We start from the raw sequence: 16,815 nt of genomic DNA, 5'->3' as shown, positions 1-16,815 counted from the left end.
GCCCAAATATTTCTACTTCACAGAGTTTTTAAACTCTTTCACAATTTAGTAAAAATTTTTAAAATGTAAGGAATGACAATGTTTACAGATAGCGTTGAATTAACAGTTTCATCTGGAAAAGGTGGACAAGGGTGTGTTGCATTTCGTCGAGAAAAGTTTGTACTAAATGGTGGTCCTAACGGTGGAGATGGTGGAAAAGGTGGCGACATCTGGTTTAAGTGTGACAATAACACACATACTCTCTCTCACTTTCAAAGAAGAATGCACTTAAAAGCAGATGGTGGTGCACAAGGTGAAGCTTCTCGTATGTCAGGAAAGTCTGGTGCGAAAAAAGTAATCATTGTTCCTCCTGGAACACAAATCATAGATTCTGATAGCGGTGAAGTTCTTTTTGACATGCTCAAAGATGCTCAAGAAGAGAAGTTCTTACTAGGTGGAAAAGGTGGGCTTGGAAATACTCACTTTAAATCACCAACTAATCAAAGACCAACTTACGCTCAACCTGGTGAAAAAGGTGAAACAAGAGCTATAAAGCTTGACCTTAAGCTAATTGCTGATGTTGGACTGGTTGGTTTTCCTAATGTTGGTAAATCTACTCTTATTTCAACTGTATCAAATGCTCGTCCAGAAATTGCAAATTACGAGTTTACAACACTTACACCAAAACTTGGTCAAGTGAATATTGGAGATTTTGAGTCATTTGTTATGGCTGATATTCCTGGAATTATTGGTGGTGCTCACGAAGGTAAAGGTCTTGGGATTCAATTTTTAAGACATATTGAAAGAACTAAAACCCTTTTATATATGGTCGATTTAGCATCATATAGAGATTTAAAAGAACAGATAGAAGTACTTCAAGATGAGATATCTTCATTTAGTGAAAAATTAGGCGATAGTAATTTTGCTATTGCTCTAACTAGAGTAGATATTGTTCCTCCTGATGAGATAAATGCTTTAGTTAATGGTTTCTTGGAACTTCTTGGTTTAGAAGCTAGTAATTCTAGTGAATTTAACTTTGATTCAGAAGTACCTTATTTCATACAGGATTCCGCAGATAGAACTTTAGGATATGATAATAAACTTCCATATCTAGTGGCAGCAATCTCTTCTGCAACTTCTAAAAATATAGAGGCTCTAAAATATGGACTTTTTAATTTAGTTCAAACAAATAGAGAATAAGATAATGCGAATAGTTGTTAAAGTTGGAAGTGCAGTTTTAGCACATAATGATTCTCTAGCCTTTGATAGAATGGGAAATCTAGTTAATTTTTTAGCAGAGTTAAAAAAAAATAATGAAGTTGTTTTAGTATCATCTGGTGCAGTTGCTGCTGGATATACTAAGATTCAACTAGATAGAAGTGTAATAACAAATAAACAAGCTTTAGCATCTATTGGTCAACCGGTGTTAATGCATACTTACGCGGAAAAATTTTCTAAACATAATATTATAATTTCTCAGGTTTTAGTAACCGCAGCAAATCTTAGTAAAGTTCAAGAAATAAACAAAATAAAAAATACTGTTGATACTCTTATCTCAAATGGTGTTTTACCTATTATAAATGAAAACGATGCAACAACTACTGATGAGTTAGAAGTTGGAGATAACGATCAGCTATCAGCATATATTACAAAACATATAGATGCTGATATGTTGATTATACTCTCTGATATAGATGCTTACTATGATAAAGATCCAAGAAAAAACACAGATGCTAAGATACTTAAAATTGTAAATAGCATTGATAAAAAAGATTTAGATAAAAATGCAACTCCACACGGTACTTTTGCAACAGGTGGAATAGTTACAAAACTAAAAGCTGCTTCATATCTTTTAAATAATAATATAGATACTTTCTTAGCAACAGGATTTGATTTAAAAGATATTCAAAGTTATCTTCTTGATGAAAATCATATAGGTGGAACACTTTTTACAAATAAAGGTGCTAAATAATGCGCCCTGCAAGAAGTGCCCTTGGGGTAAATGTTATTTTTATGGGTACTCCAGATTATGCAAAAGAAATTTTGCAAACAATTCTTAAAACAAATGACATGAATGTAGTAGCTGTTTATACTCAACCAGATAAACCTGTTGGACGAAAAAAAACAATGACTCCTCCCGTTGTTAAAACATTAGCACAAGAGCATGATATAAAAGTTTATCAGCCAAATAGACTTAGAGACGATGAAGTAGTAAAAGAACTTTTAAATATAAAATGTGATTATATTGTTGTTGCAGCTTATGGTCAAATACTTCCTATAGAGATATTAAATCACGCTCCTTGTATAAACCTACATGCTTCTATCTTGCCAGCGTATAGAGGAGCTAGTCCAATTCAACAAAGTATTCTTAATAATGATAAGCAAACGGGTGTGACCGCAATGCTTATGGATATTGGTTTAGACACAGGTAATATTTTAAAAATAAAAAAAATTGATATAGATGCTGATGAAATGGTAGATGGTTTGTTTGATAAATTGACTAATTGTGCCTGTGAGTTGACAATAGAAGTTTTAAATAATTTTAGAACATATACTCCAAAAAAACAAAATGATTTAAAAGCTACACATTGTAAAAAAATAACAAAAAAAGATGGAGAAATTATTTTTAATAATGCTAGTGAAGTATATAATAAATACAGAGCATTCACTCCATGGCCAGCAATATATTTAGAAAGTGGTTTAAAATTAAAGAAAATAGAATTACTTGAAGTTCACTCTGAAAATGAAGCAGGTAAAATTCTTTTAGTTGAAAAAGAGTCAATAATAGTTGGTTGTGAAAAAGGAAGTATCCGTATTTTTAAAGTTCAACCATCGTCTAAGAAAGAGATGGATATCTCATCATATATAAATGGAAAAAGATTAAATCTTGCAGATACTTTATCTTGATACAGTTGACTCTACTCAAAAATATTTAAAAAACCTTCTTAAAGATAAAAGAGTAAATCTTCCTTATGCGGTTGTGTCAAATATACAAACAAAAGGTGTAGGAAGTAGAGATAATTTTTGGCATTCGTTAGAGGGAAACTTATTTTTATCTTTTGCAATAGAGTTAAAAAATTTACCAAAAGACTTAAAAATTGAATCTTCATCTATATATTTTGCTTATATATTAAAAAATACACTTAATGAGTTAGGTTCAGAAGTTTGGTTGAAATGGCCAAATGATTTTTATTTGGATGATAAAAAAATAGGTGGAATGATTACAAACATGATAGATAATGTGCTTATTTGTGGGGTAGGATTAAATATTCTCACTTCTCCCAAAGGATTTTCAAAACTAGATATAAATATTAGTAGAGAACTTTTGTTGAATAACTATTTTTCTAATATAGCTAAAAATTTTTCATGGAAGGAAGTTTTTAGCAAATATGAGTTAGAATTTGAGAATAATAAAAACTTTTTCACACATTCCAAAAGTTTAAGAATTTCTTTAGAAAATGCGAAACTTTTAAGTGATGGTTCAGTGATTAGTAATGGTGAAAGGATATACAGCACAAGATGAGTGAAGTAATTGTAATTGCAAATCAAAAAGGCGGTGTTGGTAAAACAACAACTGCTGTAAATCTAGCGGCTTCACTTGCTGTTGCAGAAAAAAAAGTGCTTCTCATTGATGCTGATCCACAGGCTAACGCCACGACATCTCTAGGCTTTCATAGAAATGACTATGAATTCAATATTTATCATGTATTAATAGGTACTAAAAAGTTAAAAGACATTATTTTAAAATCAGATTTACCAACCCTGCATCTTGCCCCTTCAAATATAGGTTTAGTAGGAATTGAGAAAGAATATTATGATAATGATAATAAAGATGGAAGAGAATTAGTACTTAAAAAAGCTATTGCGAATATAAAAAAAGATTATGATTATATAATCATAGACTCTCCTCCGGCACTTGGACCAATGACAATAAATGCACTATCAGCATCTAACTCTGTAATTATCCCTATTCAGTGTGAGTTCTTCGCATTAGAAGGCCTTGCACAGCTTTTAAATACCGTTAAACTTGTAAGAAAGTCTATAAACCCTAAGTTAAGCATAAAAGGTTTTTTACCAACAATGTTTAGTTCTCAAAATAACTTATCAAAACAAGTGTTTGCTGATTTGTCTCAGCATTTTAAAGGTAAACTTTTTAAAGATTCTAAAAATAAATATATAGTAGTTCCAAGAAATGTAAAACTAGCAGAAGCTCCATCTTTTGGAAAACCAGCTATACTGTATGATGTAAAATCAATTGGTTCTATTGCTTATCAAAACTTAGCACAAACAATAATATCGTGAGGCTTGTATGAAATCAGTGAAACTTGGTCGTGGACTAGACGCACTTTTAGGAGAGATGGATGAGGCTTACGGAAATGAGAGTTCATCAAAAAATAGTATAATAGAATTATCTCTTAAAGACATTAGACCTAATCCATATCAACCTCGAAAATATTTTAATGAAAGTTCTCTTTTAGAACTAGGAGAATCAATTAAAAATGATGGTTTACTTCAACCAATAGTAGTAAGCGAAGATATAGATGGATATATTTTAATTGCAGGAGAAAGAAGAGTTCGTGCCTCAAAATTATTAAAATTAAAAACAATTCGTGCAATTTTATTGAATACTGATGATAAGAAAATGCGACAGTTTGCACTAATTGAAAATATTCAAAGAGATGAATTAAACTCGGTAGAACTTGCAGAGGCTTACAGTGAACTTCTGAAAATGTATGATGTAACACAAGAAGAACTAGCTCTAAAGATACATAAAAGTAGAACACATATCACAAATACAATTAGGTTGCTCCAACTTTCATCAAAAACTCAGAAAGCTCTTATTGAGAAAAAAATAACTGCTGGTCATGCAAAAGTTTTGATAGGACTTGATGAAAAGCAGCAACAACTGATAGTAAATTCAATTATTGGACAAAAACTTAGTGTTAGAGAAGTAGAGTCGATCATAAAAAATATGAAAAATAAAGATGAACCATTTGTTGAGAAAACTAAGGCTGCAGAATATGATTTTTCTGACTTAAAAGAAAAATTTGAGTTTCTAGGTTATAAAACAAATTTTTCAAGGAATAAATTTACTATAGAATTTAAGGATAAAAGTCAAATAGATAATTTTCTTAGCCGTTTATAAAAATAACATACTAAATTATAAAATTCTTTTATAATTTAACCATTCTTTCAATTTTCTAATAGTATAATCACGCAACTTTTAGGAGGTGCTATGTTAGATATAAATCCGATATTACTTTTAGCTACATTTGTTGTATTTCTTTCACTAATTGCCGTTCTTAATAGTTGGCTTTATAATCCATTATTTAGTTTCATGAATAAAAGAGATGAGGATATCAAAAAAGACCTACAAAAAGTAGGGAATAACGATGATGAAATCAACGCTTTATATTTAGAAGCTGAGTCAATAGTTAATAATGCTAAACTAGAAGCTTCGGCCCTAAGAGAGAAAGTTATAGAAGATGCCAAAGAGTTGGCAGACAGTAAGCTAGACGCAAAACATGCTGAATTAGCTAGTGAATACTTAGAATTTGAGCAATCACTTGCAGAGTCTAAAGAACAATTGGTTAGTGACTTGATGTCACAAGTTCCATTGTTTAAAGATGCTGTAAAAGCTAAATTCAGTCAGATATAAAGGATGTCATGTGAGTAAAATATTATTATTAATTACGATATTATCAACTTATGCATTTGCATCTGGTGGGGCAGAAGGTGGAGGAACAGATATTATTCAAAGAACAGTTAACTTTTTACTGTTTGCTGGTTTGGTTTGGTACCTTGTTGCAGAGCCAATTAAAAACTTTTTTATTGGGAGAAGTCAAGGCATCGCTGATGAGTTACAAAAAGTTCAAGATAAGTTAAACGAATCTGTTAAGCTTAAAAATGATGCTTTAGCTAAAATATCAGATGCTAAGAAATTTGCAGAAGAGTTAGTAGTTGTTTCTAAGAAAGAGAATAAAATTTTAAATGACAATATTATGCTTCAATGTGAATCAGATTTAGAAAATATTGGCAGACAAAATATTTCTTTGATGGAGTTCGAGCAAAGAAGAATGGTTCGAGTTGTTGTTGAAGATGTATTAAAAGAAGTTTTAAGTCAAACAAATGATGATTTTGATAAAGAAGCAATGGCTAATGTTATCTTAAAGAAGGTGGCATAATATGGAAGAATTAATTGCAAAAAGATATATAAAAGCTTTAAAAAATAGTTCTGATATAAAATCAATGGCAAATATGACAATTATATTTAAAACATTATCTGAATCATTCCAAGATACCAAATTTATTCAAGTTATGAATAGTACAGATGTAAGTAATGAGCAAAAGTTAGAGATTCTTTTAGCATCTGTAAAATCTGTTAAATCTGAAACTGTTGATTCTTTAATAAAATTGCTTGTTGAAAATGACCGTATTAATATTATTCCAGCTTTAGCAGAAGGAATGAGAAAAGATGCTACAAATACAAGTAAAGTTTATAACGGTGTTGTTTATAGCGATACAGATATAGATAAAAAAATTATGAAAGATTTAAGTAGTGGCTTAAGTAAAAAATTTGATTCAAATATTTCACTAAAATTTATTAAAGATAATTTTGATGGTATTAAGGTGAATGTAGAAGATCTTGGAATAGAAATTAATTTTTCTAAATCAAGAATTAATAGTCAAATCATAGAACATATTGCAAAAGCAATTTAACTTTCAACGAGAGGAGAAAATATAGTGGTAGCAAAAATTAAAGCTGATGAAATCAGCTCAATAATCAAAGAGCGTATCGATAACTTTGAGTTAAGTGTTGATATTAACGAAACAGGTAAGATTGTTTCTTATGCTGATGGTGTTGCTCAAGTTTACGGACTTAGTAATGTAATGGCCGGAGAAATGGTAGAGTTTGAAGAAGGAACTAAAGGTTTAGTAATGAACCTTGAAGAGAGCGCAGTAGGTGTTGTTATCTTAGGACCTGGTTCTGAACTTAAAGAGGGTATGAGTGTTAAAAGACTTGGTAAACTTCTTCGTATTCCTGTAGGTGATGCACTTTTAGGTCGTGTTGTAAATGCACTTGGTGAACCAATTGACGGTAAAGGTCCAATTGAAACAACTGAAACTCGTTTTGTTGAAGAAAAAGCACCTGGAATTATGAATAGAAAATCTGTTCATGAGCCATTAGCAACTGGTATTAAAGCAATTGATGCACTTGTTCCAATTGGCCGTGGTCAGCGTGAGCTTATCATTGGTGACAGACAAACTGGTAAAACAACTATTGCAATAGATGCTATAATAAATCAAAAAGGCAATGATGTTGTCTGTATTTATGTTGCAATAGGTCAGAAAGAATCAACTGTTGCTCAAATTATTCGTCGTTTAGAAGAACATGGTGCAATGGAATATACAATTATTGTATCTTCTACAGCTGCTGAAGCTGCTGCACTTCAATTTTTAGCTCCATATGCTGGTGTTACTATGGGTGAATACTTCCGTGATAACGCTAGACATGGTCTAATTGTTTATGATGATTTATCTAAGCATGCAGTTGCATACCGTGAAATGTCACTTATTCTTCGTCGTCCTCCTGGTCGTGAAGCATATCCAGGTGATGTTTTCTATATTCACTCTCGCCTTCTTGAAAGAGCGGCTAAAGTCTGTGATGAAGATGGAGCTGGTAGTTTAACTGCTCTTCCAATTATTGAAACTCAAGCTGGTGATGTTGCGGCATATATTCCAACTAATGTTATTTCAATTACAGATGGTCAGATTTTCCTTGAAACTGAACTATTTAATTCGGGTGTTCGTCCAGCAATAAATGTTGGGCTTTCAGTGTCTCGTGTTGGTGGTGCTGCTCAGATTAAAGCTACTAAGCAAGTTGCTGGTACTTTAAGACTTGACCTTGCTCAGTATCGTGAACTTCAAGCATTCGCTCAATTTGCATCTGACCTTGATGAAACATCTCGTAAACAACTAGAGCGTGGACAAAGAATGGTAGAAGTTCTCAAGCAAGGACCTTTCTCCCCACTTTCAGCAGAGAAGCAAGTTGCTATTATTTTTGCTGGTAATGAAGGTTTCTTAGATGATTTCGATCCTTCTAATGTTGTTCGTTTTGAAGCTGAAATGTATCCATTTATTGAAGCTAGTTATCCTCAGATTTTTGAGAATATAAGAAGTACTTTAAAAGTAGATGATGATACTAAGGCACTGTTAATCAAAGCACTTGAAGAATTCAAAGCTACTTTTGTAGTAGCGTAAGGAAAACTTTATGGCAAACTTGAAAGATATTCAAAGACAGATAAAGAGTGTTTCTAATACTCAAAAGACGACTCGTGCGATGAAGCTTGTATCAACTGCAAAACTTCGTCGCGCAGAAGAGCTTGCAAAACGCTCTCGTCTTTATGCTGGAAAAATGAATCAGGTAATTGCCGAAATAGCTGGACGTATAAAATGTAATAAAGTTGGCGGGATTGACAATCGATGTTTTATGGAGATTGAAAACCCAAAAATGGTTGACATTGTTTTTGTAACTGCTGATAAAGGTTTATGTGGTGGGTTTAATATTCAAACTATTAAAGCTGTTAAAAGACTTATAAAAGATTATAAAAGCAAAAATGTAAAAGTACGTTTACGTGGAATCGGTAAGAAAGGTGTTGAATTTTTTAAATATAACGAAGTTGAACTTTTTGACTCAGTTATAGATTTAAGTTCAAAACCTGATAAAGGTAGAGCTGACGAATTTATAAAAATTTCTATTGAAGATTATAAAGATGGAAAAATTGATGGTCTTCATATAATCTATAATGGATATAAAAATATGATAACTCAAGAGTTACATGTTAAGAATATTCTACCAGTAGATACTGAGCAATTTGATTGTGCTCAAGCAAAAAAGTCAGTTCTTGAAGTAGAAGCAGAAGATGAAGAACATATGTTAGACTCTTTAGTAAACAGATATGTTGAATACGCTATTTATTATGCACTTATTGATTCGGTGGCTGCTGAACATGCATCTAGAATGCAAGCAATGGACACAGCAACAAATAATGCACAAGACATGGTTAAAAGTCTCAATATCAAGTTTAATAAAGCAAGACAAGCAGCTATTACTACAGAACTTATTGAAATAATAAGTGGTGTGGAGTCTATGAAATAATGGAGAAAAATATGATTGGTAAAATAAGCCAGGTAATTGGGCCGGTTGTTGATGTTGATTTTGAAGGTTATCTTCCAACGATTAACGAAGCAATTGAAGTTAAGATTAATATAGAAGGTACTGAAACTCGTTTAGTATTAGAAGTTGCAGCTCACTTAGGTGACGGTCGTGTTAGAACGATTGCAATGGATATGAGTGAGGGTTTAGTTCGTGGAATGGATGCAGTTTCTACAGGTGCTCCTATAAAAGTACCAGTTGGAGAAAAAGTACTTGGTCGTATTTTTAATGTTATTGGTGAAACTATTGATGGTGGTGAAGCAATTACAGATGCTCCACTATGGTCAATTCATCGTGCACCTCCACCACTAGTTGAACAGTCAACTACTACAGAGATGTTTGAAACAGGTATCAAAGTAGTTGATTTACTTGCTCCTTACTCTAAAGGTGGTAAAGTTGGACTATTTGGTGGTGCAGGTGTTGGTAAAACAGTTATTATTATGGAGCTTATTCACAATGTTGCAATGGGTCATGATGGTCTATCTGTATTTGCTGGTGTTGGTGAGAGAACTCGTGAAGGAAATGACCTTTACCATGAGATGAAAGATTCTAATGTACTTGATAAAGTTGCGCTTTGTTATGGACAAATGAGTGAGCCTCCAGGAGCCCGTAACCGTATTGCTCTTACAGGTATTACTATGGCTGAGTATTTCAGAGATGAAAAAGGTCTAGATGTATTGATGTTTATTGATAATATCTTCCGTTTCGCTCAATCAGGTTCAGAGATGTCTGCACTTCTTGGTCGTATCCCTTCAGCTGTTGGTTATCAACCAACATTAGCTCGTGAAATGGGTGCTTTACAAGATAGAATTACATCTACTTCAAAAGGTTCAATTACTTCAGTTCAGGCTGTTTATGTTCCTGCGGATGACTTGACAGATCCAGCTCCTGCTTCTGTTTTTGCTCACTTAGATGCTACAACAGTATTGAACCGTAAAATAGCTGAAAAAGGTATTTATCCTGCGGTTGATCCACTAGATTCAACTTCAAGATTACTTGATCCACAAATTATTGGTGAAGAGCACTATGGTGTTGCTCGTGGTGTTCAACAAACACTTCAGAAGTATAAAGATCTTCAAGATATTATTGCAATTCTTGGTATGGATGAGCTTTCTGAAGATGATAAAAATGTTGTTGAACGTGCTCGTAAAATTGAAAAATTCTTATCTCAACCATTCTTTGTTGCAGAAGTATTTACAGGTTCTCCTGGTAAATATGTTTCTCTTGAAGATAGCATCAAAGGTTTCAAAGCAATTCTAGATGGAGATTGTGATGATATGCCAGAAAATGCATTCTATATGGTTGGTAATATGGATGAGGCTAGAGAAAAAGCTGCAAAGCAAAAATAACTCATAATATTAAAGGACTGTAATGGATAAGTTAAAACTTGAAATCCTAACTCCTAACGGTGAAATCTTCAATGATGAAGCTGTTAGTGTAACTCTTCCTGGTGAAGAGGGAGAATTTGGTGTTTTACCACATCATGCTTCATTATCAACTTTGTTGGAAGCTGGTGTTATTGACATCGAAAAAGAAGATAAATCAGTTGAATCAATTTTAATTAATTGGGGTGTTGTTCAAGTTGATGAAGCAAAAGTTATTGTTTTAGTTGAAGGTGCTGTTGCTATTCGTGGTGACAATGAAAGTAGCATTGCTGCTGCTCTTGAAGAGGCTAAGAAACTTATAAATGATATTGCTGATGCAAAAGGAGCAATTGCTTCTGTTTCTGCTAAAATAGAATTTGCTGCTCAAAGACTATTATAATATATGATTAACAACCTTATAGACTTTTATCTTAAAAGTCACCCAGTTACCTTGGGTGTATTGGTTTTGTTGTCAGTATATTTTATAGTTTTAAACTGGGTTTTTTTTTACCGCTATTTTTCTATTAATAGTTGGCTTCAAAAAGAAAATGCCTCTTTAGAGTCACTTCTTTTAGGAGCTTCAACTGTTAATGACGATTCTTTTTTAAATAATTTTATTAAAACTAGTACAAATATTGGAAAAGAAATTTTAGATTTAGGTATGTTAGCAGCTACTAAAGAAGCCACAAAAGGCTTATCTCTGCTTTCTGTATTTGCGTCTACTACCCCGTTTATTGGGCTATTTGGAACAGTTGTCTCAATTTTAGATACTTTTACCCATATTGGTCAAAGTAGTGGAAGTATGTCTGTTATTTCAAGTGGCGTTTCAGATGCTCTTGTTGCAACTGCAGCAGGTATATTTGTTGCGATTTTTGCATATACTTATCATCAGATGCTAAAAAGAAAATCTTTTGAACTTATTGGTGCACTTCAGATGCAAAGTGATGCGATATTAGCTCGTAAGGCATAGCAAATGATTTATGATTGGGAAGATAAACCAGAATTAAATATTACACCATTAGTTGATGTTATGTTAGTATTACTTGCAATATTAATGGTTATAGCTCCAAATATTATTTACGAAGAAAACATTAAACTGCCACAAGGCTCAATGAGTAAACAACTCTCTAAAATTTCACCAGTGCATATTTCAATAGATAAAAATTTAAATATTAAAATAAATAAAGATAATTATTCACTGCACGAGTTTATGGATAATTTTTTTCTTTATTCTCAAAAACTAGATTTAAAAGCAACTGTGCTGATTAGTGCAGACAAAACTCTAGAATATGGTGTTGTTATGTCAGTATTGGCTGCAGTTAAACAAGCAGGTTTTTCTGAGGTTTCACTAGCTACAAATGGTTAATAACAATTCATATTTTTATATAAGTGGGTTTATCTCTATATCTTTATTTTCTTTTTTCTTTTTTGTAGTTCTATATATGATGCTATCAATATCAAAATCTAAAATTTTTGCTTTAAAAAAAGATAATTATATATCTATTTCTTTGGAACTTCAAGATATTAAGACTGTTCCATTGAAGAATACAGCAAAGAAACAAGCTTTAAACATAGATGATCTTTTTAGTGAGGTATGGACCAAAAAAATAGATAAGATAAAAAAAGTTGATAATAAAAGATTACAAGATATAAGTAAAAAATCAAAAAAAATAGAAATAACTACTAAAAAGATTTTTTTAACAGATATACATTTAAACAAAAATGAAGAGTTGAAGAAATCATCAAGTACTGGTGAAGTTAATGAATATTTAGCTAAAATTCAAGCTTTAGTTTATCAAAATTTTACACCTCCACCTAACTCGCAAGGTCATAATGTAGAAGCTGTTATTGAGTTGACTTCACTTGGTAAATTGATTGATTTTAGAATTTTGGTTTACTCTCAAAATAGTAGTTTAAACGATGAGTGCGATAAAATAAAAAAAAGATTAAGTTCAACGCTATTCCCAGCTAATATGAACAATCAGTCTTTTAGAGCAACAATTAATTTAATACCTGAAAATAAGGATAAAATGTGAAAATATTACTATCTTGGATATTTATAATTTCAATTTCTTTTGCAAATGATGCAACGATAGATGTAATTAAAAAAGTTGAATCACTTCCAACAATAGCAGTAGAAGATTCTTCTGTAAGTTATGATGATACATTTAAACTGCGTTTTTTTAAAGCGTTAGTTGCAGATTTAAATGTCATATCTTTATTTAATGTAGATAGACATCATCGTAAAACTCACTATAATGACACAGATGTTATAGTAGAAAATAAGAATATGGATTATGTTTTAAGATATAAACTAGAAGAAGATGATGATGGAGCGCTAAATGTTGAGCTGAAGCTTCTTAAAAATAATGAAGCAGTTTTATTAAAAAAATATAGAATTAATAGAAAAAATGTATATATTTTCATATCTCATACAATTGCTTATGATGTAAATGAGTTTATGGGTGCTTCTTCTGTCGAGTGGATGAAAAGAAGAGTTATTTTTTCTAAAGTTGTAAGTTCAAAAAAAACTGAAATAGTCATTGCTGATTATACTCTTACATATCAGCATATAATGGTTAAAGGTGGATTTAGTATATTTCCAAAATGGGCAAATAAAAAGCAAACAGCATTTTACTACACAACACTTGATACTAAAAAACCAACCCTTAAATATGTTGATATATCAACGGGGGAAAGTAAAGCTATTATCTCATCCGATGGAATGATGATTTGCTCTGATGTAAGCAATGATTCTACAAAGTTACTTTTAACGATGGCTCCAAAAGGACAACCAGATATTTATTTATATGATACCCAAACTTTTAAAGCAAAAAAAATAACAAACTATACTGGCATTGATGTAAATGCTCAATTTATGAATGATAAAAAAATTGTTTTTGTATCTGGGAGATTAGGCTATCCAAATATTTTTTCTAAAGTTATTGGAAGTAGTGGTGTAGACCAAATGGTTTATTATGGAAAAAGTAATGCTGCATGTAGTGCATTTGGTGAATATATAGTTTATAAATCAAGAGAGAGTTCAAATGCTTTTTCAAAGAATACATTTAACTTGCATCTTATCTCTACAAAAACAGATTTTATAAGAAGACTGACCGCAACTGGTATAAATGAGTTTCCAAGATTCTCAAAAGATGGAGATGCGATTCTTTTTATTAAAAACTACAAAAGTCAGAGTTCTATAGGAATCATAAGATTAAACCACAATAAAAACTATCTTTTTCCACTGAAGTATGGAAGATTACAAGCTATGGATTGGTAATATTGATCTTTTTATAATTTATACTTGATATATGATGACTTATTATTATTTTTTTGGTACAATCTATTATAAATAAAAAAAGAAGGTAAGTAAATATGAAAAGTTTAATCATTTCAAGTATAGTTTTTGCAATGTTAGTTTTTAGTGGTTGTGCAGATAAAGAACCAACAGTTGATACGAAAGTGGAACAAGAAGTTGTAGCTCAGGAAGTTGATTCTGTAAAAACGGAGACTGTAGCTGCCGAAGATGCATCAGTTGCTGAAAATAGTATTTTAAACTCAGACTCGAATGAGGTAAATATGGCAACTTTAGAAAAAGAATTATTGTCAGTGTATTTTGACTATGATAAATTTAGTGTTCGTGCTGATATGCAAGAAAAAGTAACAAATAGTGCTACTTTAGCGAATGGTACTGCTGGTGCTTTTACTGTTAAACTAGAAGGTAATTGTGATGAGTGGGGCAGTGATGAGTACAACTTTGCATTAGGACTTAAAAGAGCTTCGGCTGTTAAAAAAGCATTAGTTGCTGAGGGCGTAGATGAAGGTCGTATAACAATGGTAAGTTATGGTGAGAGTAATCCAGTGTGTAGTAATAAAACAAAAGATTGTTGGGCAAAAAATCGTCGCGTAGACTTTAAACTTCTTCCATAATTTATGAACAAATCTTTTTTAGTTGCCTTTTTGGCAACTATCCTCACATATACTATACTTAATGCTGAGCCATCTGCTTTTGGAGCAGGAGACTTAGAAACTTCTAAGCCTTATGGCTTAACTTCTAGTGAAAAAGTAATTCTTCAAAATAAAAAAAATCTTAAAAAAGTTGTAGTTAAAAGTAACAACCAAGCTAATGAAGTTGATTCTCTTAGAGAAAGAATAGATGGATTACAAACAATTATTGAAGGTTTAAGTAGAAAATCTCAAGAAAATAAATTTAAATTAAAAAGTTTGGATAAAAAAAATAGTGATGAATTAATTAATGTAAATGAATATGAAAAAAGATTAAGCGAAGTATCTCAAAAAAATGCTCAAGATATTCAAAAAATACAAAAAACAGTTAGCGAAATTTCAATAGTACTTAATAAGATAGATACTAATTATGTCTCTAAAGATAAATTTAATGTATTAGTTAATGATTTTAATAAATTTAAAGAATTAGTTGCAAAAGAATTAAGAAGCAAGTCAACTTCAAAAAAATCTAAATTAGATAAATTATCTAATGCTGAAATAGAAGAACAAGCAAAAAAATTATATGATAAAAAATATTATACTAAAAGTATGCAATACTATACCCACTTAATTGATAAAAACTATAGACCTGCCCGTTCACATTATATGGTGGGTGAGATGAAGTATTACAGAAAAAATTATAGTGATGCAATAGCATACTTTAAAAAAAGTGCTGCTTTATATTCTAAGGCTTCTTATATGCCATTACTAATGCTACATACCGCAATTTCAATGCAAAAGACAGGTGATAATAAAAATGCAAAATCTTTTTTTAAAGGTATTATCTCTAAGTATCCAAATTCTGAACATGCTTTAACAGCAAAAAGTAAACTTAGTAAGATGAAGTAATTGTATAATATTTTAGTAATATTATGCATCTTTATGTTAAAATTCAAAAAAAAATATAAGGCTAATAAAAATGGCAATTGAAACAAATCAAATAGTATCAATAGAGTATGAAGTTCGTGACGGCGAAGTAGTAGTAGACAGTAATATAGGTGGAACACCTTTGGTATTTATGTTTGGAAAAGGTCAAATAATTCCAGGTTTAGAAAATGGAATTGTTAACATGAGTATTGGTGAAAAAGCTGACATCTTAGTTAAACCGGAAGATGCTTATGGAGAGTTGAATTTAGAAGCAAAACAAGAAGTTCCAAAAGATCAATTTTCTGGTATAGATTTAGAAGTTGGCATGACTCTTTATGGACAAGGTGAAAATGGTGCTACTGTTCAAGTTATTGTTAAAGAAATAGGTGAAGAAAATATAATAATTGATTTTAATCATCCTTTAGCTGGAAAATCATTGATGTTTGCAGTTACAATTAATAATGTTAGAGAAGCATCTGAAGAAGAAGCTATGACAGGTGTACCTCAAGAAAATAAGCAAGATGATGATTGTTGTGGAACAGGTGGTGGCACTGGTTGTGGATGCAACTAATTTTGTAACTGCTTGTGCTTCTTCTGCACAAGCATTTAAAACAGCTACTCTTTTAAAAACACTTAGTGTTAATGCACTTATATTAGGTGAGATAGGTGTTGGTAAAAAGAGTCTTGCTCAGTACATTCTTCCAGATGCTCCGATTATAGAGGCATCTGAATATAATGAAATACTTACAGCCTTGCAAAACGTTAATGAAATAATAATTCTTAATCTAGAAAATTCACCAAATATTAAAAAAATTGTAAATGTGATAAATTCTAATTCTGTAAGAATTATAGCGACTGCTAAAAATTATTTTGTTAGTGAATATATAGATGATATTTTTAGTGTTAAGTTTGATATTCCCCCTCTTAGTCAAAGAAATGAAGATGTAAATGAATTAGTAAAAATATTTGTAAAAGAAGCATCTACATTATTCTCAAGTAGCACAAAATTTAATAGTAAAAATTTTATCCCAGACTTATCCAAAAATTCTGTGTCATTAAAAAGACAAGTAATGATTCACTCTCTGATAGGAGATATTAAAGATAAAGAACTCATGCAAATTATAGAAAGTTTTTTAGTAGATAAGTTAGGTTCACATAGTGATTATAGAAACTTTTTATATATCTATGAAGCACCATTAATAAAAGCTGGTTTGACTAGGTTTAAATCACAGCTTCAACTATCAGATAGACTAGGGTTAAATAGAAATACATTAAGAAAAAAGATAGCAGATAATAAAGACTATTTGTAGGTTCCCCTACGGGGTTAAGGCGAGCTTCGCAAGCGAAGTACATAAACTCTACTCATAGCCTTTTGCTAAA

21 protein-coding genes are annotated in these 16,815 nt (G+C 31.3%); all 21 read left to right on the top strand.

Going from position 1 to position 16,815, the window contains the following annotated elements:
* Window positions 1-78 precede the first annotated feature (78 nt).
* The 21 genes from obgE to MOV42_RS08745 all read left to right on the top strand — a co-directional run bounded on the left by obgE (window position 79) and on the right by MOV42_RS08745 (window position 16,745).
* A complete protein-coding gene (gene obgE / locus MOV42_RS08845) occupies window positions 79-1,179 on the top strand; it encodes a GTPase ObgE (RefSeq protein WP_324170831.1) in 1,101 nt (366 codons plus the stop codon).
* A gap of 1 nt (window position 1,180) precedes the next feature.
* On the top strand, window positions 1,181-1,951 hold the full coding sequence (gene proB / locus MOV42_RS08840) for a glutamate 5-kinase (protein ID WP_324173018.1): 771 nt from the start codon (window positions 1,181-1,183) through the stop codon (window positions 1,949-1,951).
* Window positions 1,951-2,886 (top strand): methionyl-tRNA formyltransferase, encoded by a 936-nt coding sequence (gene fmt, locus MOV42_RS08835; protein ID WP_324170830.1) that lies wholly within the window; start codon window positions 1,951-1,953, stop codon window positions 2,884-2,886. Before proB ends, fmt begins: the two co-directional genes overlap by 1 nt.
* Window positions 2,867-3,502 (top strand): biotin--[acetyl-CoA-carboxylase] ligase, encoded by a 636-nt coding sequence (locus MOV42_RS08830; protein ID WP_324170829.1) that lies wholly within the window; start codon window positions 2,867-2,869, stop codon window positions 3,500-3,502. The genes fmt and MOV42_RS08830 overlap by 20 nt, the downstream gene beginning before the upstream one ends.
* Window positions 3,499-4,281 (top strand): AAA family ATPase, encoded by a 783-nt coding sequence (locus MOV42_RS08825; protein ID WP_324170828.1) that lies wholly within the window; start codon window positions 3,499-3,501, stop codon window positions 4,279-4,281. The genes MOV42_RS08830 and MOV42_RS08825 overlap by 4 nt, the downstream gene beginning before the upstream one ends.
* A 7-nt stretch (window positions 4,282-4,288) precedes the next feature.
* Complete coding sequence (locus MOV42_RS08820) at window positions 4,289-5,125, top strand: ParB/RepB/Spo0J family partition protein (protein ID WP_324170827.1); 837 nt, start codon at window positions 4,289-4,291, stop codon at window positions 5,123-5,125.
* 90 nt (window positions 5,126-5,215) lie between these two features.
* A complete protein-coding gene (locus tag MOV42_RS08815) occupies window positions 5,216-5,638 on the top strand; it encodes a FoF1 ATP synthase subunit B' (RefSeq protein ID WP_324170826.1) in 423 nt (140 codons plus the stop codon).
* Window positions 5,639-5,648: 10 nt separating this feature from the next.
* On the top strand, window positions 5,649-6,164 hold the full coding sequence (locus tag MOV42_RS08810; protein ID WP_324170825.1) for a F0F1 ATP synthase subunit B: 516 nt from the start codon (window positions 5,649-5,651) through the stop codon (window positions 6,162-6,164).
* 1 nt (window position 6,165) lies between these two features.
* The gene (locus tag MOV42_RS08805) at window positions 6,166-6,699 is read left to right on the top strand and encodes a F0F1 ATP synthase subunit delta (RefSeq protein WP_324170824.1); all 534 of its coding nucleotides are present in this window, start codon (window positions 6,166-6,168) and stop codon (window positions 6,697-6,699) included.
* A 24-nt stretch (window positions 6,700-6,723) separates the two neighbouring features.
* A complete protein-coding gene (atpA, locus tag MOV42_RS08800) occupies window positions 6,724-8,241 on the top strand; it encodes a F0F1 ATP synthase subunit alpha (protein ID WP_324170823.1) in 1,518 nt (505 codons plus the stop codon).
* Window positions 8,242-8,251: 10 nt separating this feature from the next.
* Window positions 8,252-9,139 (top strand): ATP synthase F1 subunit gamma, encoded by an 888-nt coding sequence (gene atpG, locus MOV42_RS08795; RefSeq protein ID WP_324170822.1) that lies wholly within the window; start codon window positions 8,252-8,254, stop codon window positions 9,137-9,139.
* Between the two features lie 11 nt (window positions 9,140-9,150).
* Window positions 9,151-10,545, top strand: coding sequence for a F0F1 ATP synthase subunit beta (atpD, locus tag MOV42_RS08790; protein ID WP_324170821.1), 1,395 nt, complete (start codon window positions 9,151-9,153; stop codon window positions 10,543-10,545).
* Window positions 10,546-10,567: 22 nt separating this feature from the next.
* On the top strand, window positions 10,568-10,960 hold the full coding sequence (gene atpC, locus MOV42_RS08785) for an ATP synthase F1 subunit epsilon (protein ID WP_324170820.1): 393 nt from the start codon (window positions 10,568-10,570) through the stop codon (window positions 10,958-10,960).
* Window positions 10,961-10,963: 3 nt separating this feature from the next.
* Window positions 10,964-11,530 carry a MotA/TolQ/ExbB proton channel family protein gene (locus MOV42_RS08780; RefSeq protein ID WP_324170819.1) on the top strand — a complete coding sequence of 189 codons (567 nt, stop codon included), beginning with the start codon at window positions 10,964-10,966 and terminating at the stop codon, window positions 11,528-11,530.
* Window positions 11,531-11,533: 3 nt separating this feature from the next.
* Window positions 11,534-11,926 carry a biopolymer transporter ExbD gene (locus MOV42_RS08775; RefSeq protein ID WP_324170818.1) on the top strand — a complete coding sequence of 131 codons (393 nt, stop codon included), beginning with the start codon at window positions 11,534-11,536 and terminating at the stop codon, window positions 11,924-11,926.
* Window positions 11,919-12,596 carry a TonB C-terminal domain-containing protein gene (locus tag MOV42_RS08770; RefSeq protein ID WP_324170817.1) on the top strand — a complete coding sequence of 226 codons (678 nt, stop codon included), beginning with the start codon at window positions 11,919-11,921 and terminating at the stop codon, window positions 12,594-12,596. Before MOV42_RS08775 ends, MOV42_RS08770 begins: the two co-directional genes overlap by 8 nt.
* A complete protein-coding gene (gene tolB, locus MOV42_RS08765; RefSeq protein WP_324170816.1) occupies window positions 12,593-13,843 on the top strand; it encodes a Tol-Pal system protein TolB in 1,251 nt (416 codons plus the stop codon). Before MOV42_RS08770 ends, tolB begins: the two co-directional genes overlap by 4 nt.
* Window positions 13,844-13,938: 95 nt before the next feature.
* Window positions 13,939-14,493, top strand: a complete 555-nt coding sequence (locus MOV42_RS08760) for an OmpA family protein (RefSeq protein WP_324170815.1) — start codon at window positions 13,939-13,941, stop codon at window positions 14,491-14,493.
* 3 nt (window positions 14,494-14,496) lie between these two features.
* Complete coding sequence (locus MOV42_RS08755; protein WP_324170814.1) at window positions 14,497-15,417, top strand: tetratricopeptide repeat protein; 921 nt, start codon at window positions 14,497-14,499, stop codon at window positions 15,415-15,417.
* A gap of 70 nt (window positions 15,418-15,487) precedes the next feature.
* Window positions 15,488-16,006 carry a peptidylprolyl isomerase gene (locus MOV42_RS08750; protein WP_324170813.1) on the top strand — a complete coding sequence of 173 codons (519 nt, stop codon included), beginning with the start codon at window positions 15,488-15,490 and terminating at the stop codon, window positions 16,004-16,006.
* Entirely contained in the window at window positions 15,957-16,745 is a 789-nt protein-coding gene (locus MOV42_RS08745; protein WP_324170812.1) for a Fis family transcriptional regulator, read from the top strand. Before MOV42_RS08750 ends, MOV42_RS08745 begins: the two co-directional genes overlap by 50 nt.
* Window positions 16,746-16,815: the final 70 nt, after the last annotated feature.

The sequence above is a fragment of the Sulfurimonas sp. genome (genome assembly GCF_029027405.1).
Taxonomy (GTDB): Bacteria; Campylobacterota; Campylobacteria; order Campylobacterales; family Sulfurimonadaceae; genus Sulfurimonas.
The sequence above is the reverse complement of the archived record's forward strand: the minus strand, read 5'-3'. Positions and strand labels throughout refer to the sequence as shown.